This window comes from Bordetella tumulicola (assembly GCF_965138755.1).
GTDB classification, from domain to species: domain Bacteria; phylum Pseudomonadota; class Gammaproteobacteria; order Burkholderiales; family Burkholderiaceae_B; genus Bordetella_A; species Bordetella_A tumulicola.
The window spans coordinates 207,237-218,968 of the sequence record NZ_CBCSFP010000008.1 but is presented as its reverse complement, the minus strand read 5'-3'; the positions used below and the strand labels follow the sequence as shown (position 1 = coordinate 218,968).

The following is an 11,732-nucleotide window of genomic DNA, read 5'->3' as shown; positions in this document are numbered from 1 at the left end:
CCACAAGACCACGGTGGCCTTGTCGCCGATGGTGGAGTTCGGGCGGCGCATGGACCTGGATGACAAGACCACGTTGCGGGCCTATGCGGCCTTCGGGCTGCGTTATACGCCGGACAACACGCATCGCATTGACGCCAGTTTTGCGAATGCGACGGCGGATAACGGCACGTTCACCGACCGGGTGCGTTCGCCGGAGCTGCTGGGCAAGGTGGACTTGGGCTTGCAGATGTTCCGCGCGGGCGGGTTGGAGATCAAGGCGGGCTATAGCGCTGACTTCAGCAGCTCGTTCCTGAGTCAGTCGGCGAACATCCGACTGGGTTATTACTTCTGACTTCAAGGCAGGCCAATTCATGATGACGCATTCACTTCGCCACGCCGTCAATATCAGCGCGGATCACGCCAGGGTTCGGGAAGCGTTGACCACCGCCCGCGGCCTGGAGCACTGGACCGCGGCAAAGGTTTCCGATCAGGGTGCGGCAGGCGAGTGGTCCTTTAAACACCTTGATGGTCCGAGCTTCGTATGGAGGATCACATTGCCTGATGCCGATACGGTGGTCTGGACCTGCATCGCTGGTCCTGGCGATGCCGCGGGTACGACGGCGACCTTCCAACTGGCCAGCGCAGCCGATGGCCGGCTCCATCTGACGCTGGATCATGGCGGCTGGCCCCATCAAGAAGGCAACTTCGTCAAGTGCAACAGCCTGTGGGGCATGATGCTGCACAGGCTCCGCGATTATGCGGAGCAGCGGTAGGTTGACTGCTCCCTTCCCTAAAGGGAAAGGGATTCCCACTTCACAGAACCGAGCCATTGCGCATCAACACTCATGCACTCAGGTCTTACCGTTTCTCCATGGGCTAACACCGCCAGCCCGGCGGCTAATACGTTATGTGCTGCGTTGAGGTCGCGGTCGCGGTCGTGGTCTGTGCGGCAAGCCGAACAAGTCCAACGTCGCACTCTCAACGGCAGCTTCGGTGACACATATCCGCAAACGTGGCAACGCTTGCTCGGGCGTGGGATAGAACCGGAATCGGTAGACACGTTTGGTTTGGATGCCCAAGATACTATCCGCGCCAAACCAAATAACTGGATATTCATCCAGATAATCGCTCAAATCAGACCAATCCTGCAGCCTTACGGCTGCGCCCCTTTCCTCCCCGGCATGAATGCCGAGGTTTCTCGGAGTAATGGATGAATGGAATGTGCTATCAGGATTTCCGCGCGTTTCTTGCTGTTCTACGCGATCAAGGTGAGCTGGTCGATATCGACCGGCCGATCGCGTTGAAGTACGACGTTGCCAAGGCGCTTGCGAAAAGTAGTTCGGTCGACGGGCCGGCGCTGATGTTCCGGAACAACGGCACGGCCTTTCCGCTGGTTGCGGGTTTATTCGGCACGCGTCGGCGTGCCTTGATCGCGTTCGGCGCGGACGACCTGACGATTCATGACAGGGTGCGCAAAGGCATCGAACAACCCATCGGGCCGGTCGACTTCGAAGGCATACCGCCCTGCCAGGATGTCGTGCTTACCGGTGAGCAGATCGACTTGGCCAGACTACCCGTGCCCATCTACAGCCCCAAGGACGGCGGCCCGTATATTACGGCGGGGATCGTCATTTCCGAAAACCCGGAAACCGGCATTCCAGATATCGGGAATTACCGGTTTCAAATTCATGGACGCGACAGGATGGGCGTATTTTCGGCGCCCAATCACCGGTTCGGCAAGAATATGGCCAAGGCGACGCAGATGGGTGTGCCCCTGCATGGCGCGCTCGTCGTTGGCCTTGACCCAATGACGGCCCTGTCGTGCCAAGTGCAATCCAGCGACAAGACCAACGACTGGTTTGTCGCGGGCGGCCTACGGGGCGCGCCGGTCGCGTTGGCCAATGCCGTCACCAGCAGCCTGAAAGTGCCTGCCTATTCAGAGTTCGTCTTGGAATTTACAGTGGATACGGTGGACCAGCAGATGGAAGGCCCCCTTGGCGAATACACGGGTTATTACACCCCCGCCACCCTTAAACCTACCGCCAAGGTCACCGCGATTACGCATCGCAAGGATGCGATCTTCCAAGGACTGTTGACCGGCAAGCCGGTTACCGAGAACCATGTCCTGAAGCAGATACCGTTCGAGGCGTCGATCTTGCGCCAGCTCCAAACCCAGTTCCCGACCATACGGGACGTGGCGATTACGAGTTCCGGCGGCGTTCAAGTGTATGTGGTCATCGCGATCAGCCCCCGCTATGCGGGCGAGGCGCGGCAAGCGATTCTGGCCGCCATGGCGTCCAACCTGCATCCCAAATGGATTGTGGCCGTGGATCCCGATATCGACATCCGTAAGTCCGCCGAGGTGGAGTGGGCGATGTCATTTCGGGTCAAGCCCCGCCAGGACGTGTTTATTGTCGATGGCACGGCAGCCGCGCCGCTGGACCCCTATACCGACGGCGGCTATTCATCCGCAGTAGGTATCGACGCGACCCGCCCCTTTGGGGTCGAGTTTCCGGAAGTTTCCGAAGTACCCGGCTGGCGTGACTTTGACTTGCCGGAGATCGGAAGGCGGTAGTTCCCGGGCGCGTTTGCGCTTTGCGCTGTTTGTTAGTATCCCGCAATGCGCAACAATCGTACATTTTCAATTGAACATCAGGTGGCTCAGGCGCGCGTCATACTTGAACGGCATCTGGGGCCGAGCATCGTGGCAATTCACTTGTTCGGCTCGGCTGTTGATGGTGGGCTTCAGCCTTATAGCGATATTGACTTGCTTGTTACCGTGGACAAGCCTCCCGGCGCAACGGCGCGACATGAGCTCATGCGGGAACTGCTGACCGCCTCGTCCCCTCCAGGCGTATCCACTTCACTACGCGCACTTGAGGTCACTGTGCTGGTGCTTGCGAGCATCGTGCCTTGGCACTATCCCGCGAGGCGAGAGGTTCAATTTGGCGAGTGGCTGCGTGAAGATATTCTCGCGGGTGTTTTTGAGGCGCCGACCATAGACCATGACTTGGCTATTCTTATTGCGAAAGCCCGGGCACACAGTACCGCCATCGTCGGCCCTGCGGCCCACATTCTATTTCACCCGATACCACGAGCCGATCTTGAACGCGCGCTTCTGGATACCGTGGCGCAATGGAGCAAGCCTGAGGATTGGGCAGGCGATGAACGAAATATCGTGCTCGCCCTTGCCCGCGGTTGGTACACCGCCGTTACTGGCGACATCACGTCGAAGGACGCGGCTGCGACTTGGCTAATGGAGAAAATTGCACCTCGACATCAGCCTGTGTTGAGCAGGGCGCGCGCAAGTTACTTGGGGCAAGAGCAGGACAGCCTGAGCAATTATCCGGCTGACGTCGCAGGATTTATTGCCTACGCCAGAAGATCAATCGAGCAAATCTGCTCTGCGTGAAATGTCGCGTTGGGACAGGCTGCTGGCCCTCTCGCGTTAACGGCTGCTGGCCAATCGAATCCCCAATCCCACGAGTGCTGCGCCCATCAAGGCATCGACGACTCGGCTCACGCGTGCATAGACGGATCGCACGCGCCCCACGGAAAAAAATGCAGCAAGAGTCCCCAGCCACCCTGCCGTTATCAGGCCGACCATTGCGACCAGGCTGACATACACCCAGGTGGGTGCGTCGACCGGCAGTACGGTCACGAATAAGGTGGCAAAGAAGGTCGCTGTTTTCGGATTGGTGATGCCGACCATGAACCCTTGGCGCCACGCTTGCAGTGCTCCGACTCGCGGAGCGCCGTCCACGCGTGGTTCGCTGTTCCTGGCCCTGAAAGAGGCAATCAGCATCCGCGAGCCGAGGTAGATCAGGTAAGCCGCGCCGGCCAGACGGATGGTTTCATAGAGCCAGAACAATTCCTTGATCAGCAATCCAAATCCGAGGACAGCCAAGGTTGCCCAGATGACGACCGCGCAAGCGATGCCCAGGCCGACGAACATGCCGGATCGGCGGTCATTCAAGGCATTGGACGTGACGGCAACGAAGTCCGGCCCGGGACTGATGCAGGCCAGGAGAACGATGCCCGAGAGCGTGAGCAATTGAGGCAGGTATTCCATGAATCCAACTCGAGACGTGATTGATCGGAGCTCAGCGAATGCGCCAGCTGGGTATATGGAACCTTACCATTGCCTTAGCACCGATTGCGCATGGCGTCGGCCGTTGGATTGCACAACACACCGCGTACGGTCGAGCTAAAGCCGCAGGCCATTACGGACGTTGGCCTTTCAGCGACTGATTGGGCGTTCGTTTATCCTTGGCGCCTTAGGACGACATGCGTGGCCTTTTCCGATGCGGCGAATTCAACGCATTCGTATCCCAGAGCCCGCAAGTCAAGTCCATCGAACAGCGATTCCCCCCGGCCGAGCAGAACCGGCGCGATAGCGATATGCAGTTCGTCAATGAGGCCCTCACGAAGATACTGTCGGATGGTGTCCGGCCCACCACCGATCCGTACGTCTTTTCCGGCAGCGGTTTCGCGTGCGCGGTCGAGCGCCTCGCGAATGCCGCCTGTGATGAAGTGGAACGTCGTGCCACCTTCCATCTCGATGGAAGGGCGCGCATGATGGGTCAAGATGAAGGCTGGAACATGATACGGTGGGTTGTCTCCCCACCAGCCTTTCCAGGTAGTGTCCGGCCAGTCCCCGCGAATGGGGCCGAACATGTTCCTGCCAAGAATCCAGGCTCCGACATTCCGAAAGCCACGGGCCGCGAAATCGTCGTCAAGCCCAGTCGTACCGTCGTCCTTGCCGAACAAGGCCCGCTGGAACGTGCGTGTTGGGAATGCCCACGGGTGCAGTTCCGTTCCGCCAACGCCTAGCGGATTGTTGATGTCTTGATCCGGACCGGCTCCGTATCCGTCGAGCGAGATGGTGAAGCCCTCAACGCGAACTCGTGTCATCTTTGTCTCCGTGTAGAAAAAACTCGAACACGACCTGCTGCAAGAACAAACGACCTTTCAGGCCTCTTTAGGACCCGCGAGCTCACTCGCGAGAAGGGGTGAAGTACCCTCGAAAGCACGGTCACGGAGTTTTTTAACAGATTTTGCCCGAAGCGGACGCTCCACGACAGACAACATCCCGCCACTCACTCGGGAGTGCGTTTGTATGGCGAGAACGAGTTTAGTAATCTGAGCTGCCGGCTATCAGGGGTTTATATGTCAAGCACACTACCTACGTTACATCGGGAATTCGTGGAGCGGGTTCGCAGCGAAGTGCAGCGCGACCGGCGGTTAACGGCGTTGTTGGCTGGCGGTTCGTATATCCACGGGGGATTTGATGAACACTCAGACCTTGATTTCGTTGTCGTTGTAGAGGAAGAGTATTACAGCGAGGTCATGGCCTCGCGGCAAGAGATAGCGACGAGGGTCGGAGGGCTGTTGGCCGCGCTCAGTGGCGAGCATGTCGGAGAGCCGAGGCTGCTGATCTGCCTTTACGGGCCATCGCTGATACACGTCGATCTGAAGTTCGTGACGCCATCAAATCTGGACTGTCTAGTCGAGCGTCCCGCCGTGCTGTTCGCGCGTGATCGAGATCGACTCGAAGGTTATCTCAATGCAGCTGTTATCGCGTGGCCCAATGCATCGCCAGACTGGTTCGAACAGAGGGCGTGGATATGGCTCCATTACGGGGCGACAAAGCTGGCCCGCGGCGAGCTCTTTGAGGCGATCGGAATGTTGGGCTTTTTTCGAGATCAGGTGCTTGGCCCGATGCTACATCGCCGTGCAGGACACCCACAGCGTGGCGTGCGCAGAATCGAGATGATCGGGGGACTCTGCATCGAGCCGTTGGCAAACACGATCCCGACGTTTGATGCGGTATCGGTGCGCAACGCATACATGGCCGCAGTGGATTTGTACGTCGAACTTCGCGCTGATCAGCCCCCGAGTCAAACCGTCAAGTACATGCCGCAAGCGATTAGAAGCTATCTTGGGGCGAGTGCGTAAGCGGTTCCTTTGTTGGATCAGAGGGCACCACCTCGGTGGCCCATCCGCAATAGAGGCTGGTTCTGGCCGATGGCTGGCCCTGGTATTTGATGATACTTCCATCTCCGTACGGAACCCGCACTGAGCGATCGGCATGCGGGTTCACGTGCATGCCGATATCGAATAGGCAGTGGCCGCAAAAGCATTATGCGGCTCAGACCTTTCTCCACATAACTCTTCAAACAATAAGTCCGGTTCGCGTGACCGGCCATGCCACGTACTCAATCTGGCATCCCGTTATGGTCCCCTAGTGGTCTGGCAGGCCAGTCCACCCAGCGGTCCGCGAGGGTAGGTTCGTACGCTTCGTTGAGCGGGAAACGGACACGGTTGTCATCGCGTGGACGTTCCCCGATCACCATCAGCCGCACTTCGTTTTTCGTATTGTTAATGAAGGTGTGGCAGATTCCGGTGCCAGCCGGAAACGCGACGGAATCGCCTTCAGTAATGGGATGCAGTATGCCGTCGATCCACACCTCGGGCTCGCCCTCGAGCACGTACACAAACTCCTGCTCGGTACTTTCGGCATGCGGATATGACGTCCGTCGGCCGGGCAGAAGCCTGACATGATGAATGCCTATACGCGTGACGCCGAGTGCTGCGGAAAGCGGCGCGTCTAGCGCCATTGGCTCGGTATCGCCGGGATAGGTCTGCGCATCCGGTTCTTCGAGTTCAGTCCAGTGTTTGATGAAATCTGGCCGGCGCATTGGCTGTCCTCCTTTAGGTCAAGTATCGATAGTAGCGGTTGTGGATCGGACGTCAGCCCGCCGGTGTTTTCCGTGGGCTAGCGTCGCTGCGTACGACCCATTATTCGTTTCATGCATACTGGGAATGATGGCCTTCTATTGGACAGGTTCCAACGGCAAGGCCTATCTTTCGTCTCCAAGAGGTGGCCGATGTCACCCACAACAGGCTCCATCCAAAGGGGCAGGAGACGGTATGAACCAAACACGCCAGCCTATCCGCAGTGGCATGGGCCGTAGCACGCCCGACCAAATTTTCGTTCGAGGCCACGATCTGGTCCAGGATGTCATCGGCAAGCTCAATCTTGGCGATATGGCCTATCTGGAGATGACGGGGCGGCTGCCCGATGAGCATCAATCCCGCGTATTCAACGCCATTTTGGTCACGCTCGTGGAACACGGCATGACACCCATGGCGATTGCGACCCGACTTGTCTACCTGGGTGCACCGGAATCCCTGCAATCGGCGGTGGCGGCGGGTCTGTGCGGTATGGGGACGACCTTTGCCGGAACTGCCGAAGGCGCCGCCCGCATGCTGCAGGCGGGATGGGCGGATAACAGCAGCGAGGACGCCGACGCACTGGCCCGGAACATCGTGGCTGACTTTCGCAAGCGGGGCCTGTCCATCCCCGGCATAGGGCATAACCTGCACAAGCCGCACGACCCTCGCACAGCTCGTCTGTTTGAAGTCGCCACGGAAGAAGGCTACGCCGGGCGCTACGTGGCACTGATGACGGCCATTGGCCAACACGCGCAAGTCGCGTACGGCAAGCCGTTGCCGGTCAATGCGACGGGTGCCATCGGTGCCTTGTGTTGTGAACTCGGTTTTTCGTGGAAGGCAGCGCGCGGGGTCGCGGTGATCGGGCGGGCTGTCGGACTGGTGGGGCACTTGGTGGAAGAACAAGCCAATCCCATTGCGCGCGAGATCTGGCTGCGTACCGAAGAAGAAGCAAGCCGCCAGGATGAGACTGCGGTCGACACCGGCCGATAAGGAGGCCCCATGTTTATCAAAGCAAGGTGGTGCAAAGCTGTGGTGGCCCTGTGCCTGGTACTGACTGCACAGGCCGCGGAAGCAGAATGGCCGGATAAGCCTATTAGGTTCATTGTTCCCTACCCCGCCGGCGGGGGAACCGATATCGTGGCGCGTGCTGTCGGCAAGAAGATGGCCGATAGTCTTGGGCAACCCATCATCATCGAGAACCGGCCGGGTGCAAGCACCATCATCGGCACCGAGGTGGTGGCTAGGGCGGCGGGCGATGGTTACACCATTGGCCTGATCACCGATTCGCATGTGCTGAATCCCATTTTCTTTGGGAAAAAACTGCCTTACGACTCGAGCAAAGACTTCGCGCCGGTCAGCCAATTGGTATCCGTGCCGTTCATTCTGGTGGCAAATCCGAAGACCGGCGTGTCTACCGTCGGAGAGCTGATCGAGGCGGCCAAGACGCACCCTGGCAAGATTACTTACGCATCGATCGGCAATGGCACGCCGCACTACCTGGCCATGGAATGGGCCAGGGCGCTGGCCGATATCGACCTTGTGCATGTTCCCTACAAGGGCGTGGCGCCAGCGCTGGCCGACGTGGTGGGCGGACAGGTGGACGTGATGTTTACCGGCATGTCCTCGGGCTTGCCGCACGTGCGCGGTGGCCGCTTAAAAGGATTGGCCGTGTCCGGCCCGCAGCGCTCACCTATTGCGCCCGACTTGCCGACCGTGGCTGAGTCGGGGTTGGACGAGTTCGCATTCATGACGTGGTACGGCGTGGTGGCGCCGGCCTCGACGCCGCCAGAACTGGTGTCGCGGCTAAGCGCCGAGCTGCGCAAGGCGCTCGAAAGCCCAGAGATACAGGATCGGTTTCTTCAACTGGGTGTCGAGGCGGCGCCGTCCAGTCCTGCGGACTTTGCCAGCTTTATGGACAAGGAGTCGGTCAACTATGGCCGCATCATCAAACTGACCGGCGCGAAAGGTGAATAGTGGAATTGACTGATGAGCAGCGGCTTATCCGCGATACCGTACGCGCGCTAGCGCAGAAACAGTTTGCGCCGGTGGCGGCTCGTGCCGATAAAGAGTACCGGCCGCCGGTCGAGAATCTGAAGGTCCTGGCCGAGCATGGGTACACGGGAATTTTTTTGCCCGAGCGCTATGGCGGTGCGGGATTAGGGTTGCTGGAAACAGTCTTGGTCGTGGAGCAACTGGCGCGATCGTGCGCCAATACGGCCATGCTGTTTTCCTGCACAGATGGTGCCACGCCGCGCGCCATTTTGCAGATCGGATCGGAGGAGATCAAGCGCCGCTATCTTCCCGCTTTCGCGAAGGCGGAACTGTACGCCGCGTGGAGCATGTCCGAAGCGAATGCGGGTTCGGATGTGGGTAACGTGCAGACGCGGGCCGTCAGGCAGGGCGACCATTACGTGCTGAACGGCAGCAAGCTGTGGTGCAGCGCCGCCCAGGTGGCCGATGTGTTCCTGGTGCTGGTACGCCTGTCTGACGAGCCTGGCATGAAGGGTGTCGGTGCGGTACTAGTAGAGCGCGGCGCGGCGGGTTTCTCGGTGGGGCGTCATCTGGACTTGCTGGGCCTGCGCGGCACGGGCATGGCTGAACTGGTGTTTCAGGACTGCCGGGTACCAGCGGAAAGCCTATTGCTGCCCTCCGGCAGGATGAAGGATCTGCTGCAGGTGCTTGATGCCGATCGCATTACCGGGAATCCGCCTATTTGCCTGGGGCTGGCACAGGCCGCCCTGGCGCAGGCCGTGCAGCACCTGAAAGACCGGATCCAGTTCGGCCGACCCCTGGCCGACAACCAGGGGTTGCAATGGAAGCTGGCAGACATGGCGATGGATATCGAGGCGGCGCGTGCGCTGGTTTATGGGGCGGCCGTTGGCCTGGACCAGGGGCGACATTCGGTTGCGCAGGTGTCCATCGCCAAGACCTACGCCAACGAAATGGCGGTAAGAGTCACGAATCAGGCCATGCAACTGGCCGGTGCCTATGGGCTGTCTGAAGAGTACCCCTTCGAGCGGTATTTCCGCGATGCGCGCGGCATGTCCATCGGCTACGGAACGACAGAGATTCATCGCAATTCGATTGCGCGCGAAATACTGAAAGGCAATTACCTGACCTGACCCGGACGAGGATTCCATGCATTCCAATATCGAACTGATCGAAGCGGCGGATGGCCGCTCATTCCAGGCCTACATCAGCAAGCCGGCGCGTCCCAACGGACATGCGGTAATCGTTTTGCAGGAGATCTTCGGCGTGACGGCCACGATCCGCCAGGTGGCCGATCATTATGCGGAGGAGGGCTACCTGGCGCTGGCTCCGGACCTGTTCTGGCGTATCGAACCAGGTGTTGAGTTGGGCCACGACAAGGCCGGCGTGGCGCGTGCCTTTGAATACCTGCAACGTTTCGACGAACTGGCGGGCATTGAGGACATCGGCCGCACGGTGGAGCATGTTCGCACTATGGAGGGCTTTCATGGCCGAGTGGCGGTGATTGGGCTGTGCATGGGCGGGAAGCTGGCTTATCGGGCGGCCGCAAAGCTTCCGATTGATGCCGCCGTGGCTTTCTATGGCGTTGGAATAGAAAAGAATCTGGACGAAGCGGCTGCGTTGCAGTGCCCATTGATGTTGCACTATGGCGACCTCGACCGCTATGCGCCGCCGGAAGCCGTCGATCTGATCGAGGCGGCGTTGCCCGCGGCGCCGCGCGCAGTGTTGCATCGCTATCCGCAGGCCGATCACGGTTTCTATACCCGCGGTGCGGCGCAGGATGCCGACTTGGCGCATGCACGCACGCAGCGATTCCTGGTGTCGGTGCTGGGGGTGGATCAATGAAGGTCCTGCAGGGCGTCCGGATATTGGATCTGGGAAATTTCATTACCGCACCACTGGCCGGCATGCTGCTGGGTGAGTTGGGCGCCGACGTGATCAAGGTCGAGCGGCCCATTACCGGCGATCCGTTCCGTGCGTTCAAGGGCGGGTTGTACAGCCCGCAATTCCAGGCGCACAACCGGAACAAGCGTAGCCTGTCATTGGACTATGCGCGGCCTGAAGGGCTGGCGGTACTGGATCGGCTTGTCGCTGGGGCCGATGCCATCATCCTGAATATGCGTCCTGGCGTGGAAGAAAAGTTGGGGCTGGGCGCACAACGGCTGCAGACGCTCAATCCGCGTCTGGTGTATTGCGCGATCACGGGGTTCGGGGCAACCGGCCCTTATGCGACCCGGCCTGCCTACGACAACGTGGGGCAGGCCGCCTCGGGCTGGTTGTCCATGTTTCACGATGGGCCGGATCCCAAGGTGGCAGGTCCGGCGGTGTCGGACGCGGCCGCCGGTATCTATGCCGGGTTGGGCATACTGGGCGCGCTGGTCGAGCGTGCGCGTACCGGCCGGGGACGCAAGGTCGAGGTCAGCATGCTGGAAGCGATGATCGCGATGGCATGCGAACCGCTGGGGTCGATGCTGGCTACTGGTCAAGTCCCTTCCTTGTACAGCCGAGCGGCAATGTCTCAGTCTTATGTGGTGACCTGCCGCGACCAGCGCCGGATCGGGCTGCACTTGTCTTCACCCGAGAAGTTCTGGCGTGGCTTGGTGGCGGGCATCGATCGCCCCGATCTATTGATCGCTTACCCGACGCGCACCGAACGCGTCGACCGCTACGTCGAACTGGCCGCGACACTGGCGGCGGTGTTTGCGGAGCAGGATCGCGAGTATTGGGTTCCTCGCCTCGAACAGCATGACGTTCCGTTCACGCCCGAACGCCGGTTAGACGAACTGGCGGACGATCCGCAGGTTCGTCACCAGGGCGTGTTCTATGACCAGGTTCATCCGCGTCATGGCACCTTGCGTGCCGCGCACCGGCCCATCCGGTTCGACGGCGACAACCGTAGTGATTTTCTGCCTCCGCCCGATTTGGGCGAGCACACCGACGATGTGCTGCACGAGGCAGGCCTGTCAGATGAAGAGTTGTGGGATCTGCGCCAAACCGGCGTTGTCTGAACAGCTTTGAAAGGGGAG

General features: G+C 59.9%; 14 protein-coding genes. 10 read left to right on the top strand and 4 right to left on the bottom strand.

The features are described from left to right. On the top strand, positions 1-331 hold a 331-nt coding region (locus tag ACNAZS_RS19205), incomplete at its 5' end, for a hypothetical protein (RefSeq protein ID WP_415792103.1). Between the two features lie 19 nt (positions 332-350). Further along, positions 351-752, top strand: a complete 402-nt coding sequence (locus ACNAZS_RS19200; RefSeq protein WP_415792102.1) for an SRPBCC domain-containing protein — start codon at positions 351-353, stop codon at positions 750-752. A gap of 17 nt (positions 753-769) precedes the next feature. On the opposite strand, the gene ACNAZS_RS19195 is transcribed toward ACNAZS_RS19200, so the two are convergent. After that, complete coding sequence (locus ACNAZS_RS19195) at positions 770-1,096, bottom strand: zinc ribbon domain-containing protein (RefSeq protein WP_415792101.1); 327 nt, start codon at positions 1,094-1,096, stop codon at positions 770-772. A gap of 93 nt (positions 1,097-1,189) precedes the next feature. Between ACNAZS_RS19195 and ACNAZS_RS19190 the strand changes: the two genes are divergently transcribed. After that, complete coding sequence (locus tag ACNAZS_RS19190; RefSeq protein ID WP_415792100.1) at positions 1,190-2,554, top strand: UbiD family decarboxylase; 1,365 nt, start codon at positions 1,190-1,192, stop codon at positions 2,552-2,554. Between the two features lie 45 nt (positions 2,555-2,599). After that, positions 2,600-3,391, top strand: coding sequence for an aminoglycoside adenylyltransferase family protein (locus ACNAZS_RS19185; RefSeq protein ID WP_415792099.1), 792 nt, complete (start codon positions 2,600-2,602; stop codon positions 3,389-3,391). Between the two features lie 36 nt (positions 3,392-3,427). On the opposite strand, the gene ACNAZS_RS19180 is transcribed toward ACNAZS_RS19185, so the two are convergent. Together ACNAZS_RS19180 and ACNAZS_RS19175 are read right to left on the bottom strand one after the other, a co-directional pair. Then, positions 3,428-4,051: a LysE family translocator gene (locus ACNAZS_RS19180; protein WP_415792098.1), complete on the bottom strand. Its 624-nt coding sequence runs from the start codon at positions 4,049-4,051 to the stop codon at positions 3,428-3,430. Positions 4,052-4,242: 191 nt separating this feature from the next. Further along, positions 4,243-4,893 carry a dihydrofolate reductase family protein gene (locus tag ACNAZS_RS19175; RefSeq protein WP_415792097.1) on the bottom strand — a complete coding sequence of 217 codons (651 nt, stop codon included), beginning with the start codon at positions 4,891-4,893 and terminating at the stop codon, positions 4,243-4,245. 255 nt (positions 4,894-5,148) lie between these two features. Between ACNAZS_RS19175 and ACNAZS_RS19170 the strand changes: the two genes are divergently transcribed. Beyond that, complete coding sequence (locus tag ACNAZS_RS19170; protein ID WP_415792096.1) at positions 5,149-5,937, top strand: nucleotidyltransferase domain-containing protein; 789 nt, start codon at positions 5,149-5,151, stop codon at positions 5,935-5,937. Between the two features lie 260 nt (positions 5,938-6,197). Here ACNAZS_RS19170 and ACNAZS_RS19165 read toward each other — a convergent pair whose 3' ends face one another. Continuing rightward, complete coding sequence (locus ACNAZS_RS19165; protein ID WP_415792095.1) at positions 6,198-6,680, bottom strand: cupin domain-containing protein; 483 nt, start codon at positions 6,678-6,680, stop codon at positions 6,198-6,200. Between the two features lie 232 nt (positions 6,681-6,912). On the opposite strand from ACNAZS_RS19165, the gene ACNAZS_RS19160 reads away from it, so the two are divergent. From ACNAZS_RS19160 to ACNAZS_RS19140, 5 genes are read left to right on the top strand one after another with little or no spacing between them, the layout of a single operon-like run. Continuing rightward, positions 6,913-7,707: a citryl-CoA lyase gene (locus ACNAZS_RS19160; RefSeq protein ID WP_415792094.1), complete on the top strand. Its 795-nt coding sequence runs from the start codon at positions 6,913-6,915 to the stop codon at positions 7,705-7,707. A gap of 9 nt (positions 7,708-7,716) precedes the next feature. Next, positions 7,717-8,691: a Bug family tripartite tricarboxylate transporter substrate binding protein gene (locus ACNAZS_RS19155; RefSeq protein WP_415792093.1), complete on the top strand. Its 975-nt coding sequence runs from the start codon at positions 7,717-7,719 to the stop codon at positions 8,689-8,691. Further along, on the top strand, positions 8,691-9,839 hold the full coding sequence (locus ACNAZS_RS19150) for an acyl-CoA dehydrogenase family protein (protein ID WP_415792092.1): 1,149 nt from the start codon (positions 8,691-8,693) through the stop codon (positions 9,837-9,839). Before ACNAZS_RS19155 ends, ACNAZS_RS19150 begins: the two co-directional genes overlap by 1 nt. Positions 9,840-9,855: 16 nt before the next feature. Continuing rightward, positions 9,856-10,551 (top strand): dienelactone hydrolase family protein, encoded by a 696-nt coding sequence (locus ACNAZS_RS19145; RefSeq protein ID WP_415792091.1) that lies wholly within the window; start codon positions 9,856-9,858, stop codon positions 10,549-10,551. Beyond that, complete coding sequence (locus ACNAZS_RS19140; protein ID WP_415792090.1) at positions 10,548-11,714, top strand: CaiB/BaiF CoA transferase family protein; 1,167 nt, start codon at positions 10,548-10,550, stop codon at positions 11,712-11,714. Before ACNAZS_RS19145 ends, ACNAZS_RS19140 begins: the two co-directional genes overlap by 4 nt. The last annotated feature ends 18 nt before the right edge of the window (positions 11,715-11,732 follow it).

Excerpts from the sequence above, each read along its gene's own strand:
- ACNAZS_RS19190 (WP_415792100.1), top strand. The coding sequence starts at position 1,190 with ATGAATGGAATGTGCTATCAGGATTTCCGCGCGTTTCTTGCTGTTCTA.
- ACNAZS_RS19170 (WP_415792096.1), top strand. The coding sequence starts at position 5,149 with ATGTCAAGCACACTACCTACGTTACATCGGGAATTCGTGGAGCGGGTT.
- ACNAZS_RS19155 (WP_415792093.1), top strand. The coding sequence starts at position 7,717 with ATGTTTATCAAAGCAAGGTGGTGCAAAGCTGTGGTGGCCCTGTGCCTG.
- ACNAZS_RS19160 (WP_415792094.1), top strand. The coding sequence starts at position 6,913 with ATGAACCAAACACGCCAGCCTATCCGCAGTGGCATGGGCCGTAGCACG.
- ACNAZS_RS19180 (WP_415792098.1), bottom strand. The coding sequence starts at position 4,051 with ATGGAATACCTGCCTCAATTGCTCACGCTCTCGGGCATCGTTCTCCTG.
- ACNAZS_RS19175 (WP_415792097.1), bottom strand. The coding sequence starts at position 4,893 with ATGACACGAGTTCGCGTTGAGGGCTTCACCATCTCGCTCGACGGATAC.
- ACNAZS_RS19200 (WP_415792102.1), top strand. The coding sequence starts at position 351 with ATGATGACGCATTCACTTCGCCACGCCGTCAATATCAGCGCGGATCAC.
- ACNAZS_RS19140 (WP_415792090.1), top strand. The coding sequence starts at position 10,548 with ATGAAGGTCCTGCAGGGCGTCCGGATATTGGATCTGGGAAATTTCATT.
- ACNAZS_RS19145 (WP_415792091.1), top strand. The coding sequence starts at position 9,856 with ATGCATTCCAATATCGAACTGATCGAAGCGGCGGATGGCCGCTCATTC.
- ACNAZS_RS19185 (WP_415792099.1), top strand. The coding sequence starts at position 2,600 with ATGCGCAACAATCGTACATTTTCAATTGAACATCAGGTGGCTCAGGCG.
- ACNAZS_RS19195 (WP_415792101.1), bottom strand. The coding sequence starts at position 1,096 with ATGAATATCCAGTTATTTGGTTTGGCGCGGATAGTATCTTGGGCATCC.
- ACNAZS_RS19165 (WP_415792095.1), bottom strand. The coding sequence starts at position 6,680 with ATGCGCCGGCCAGATTTCATCAAACACTGGACTGAACTCGAAGAACCG.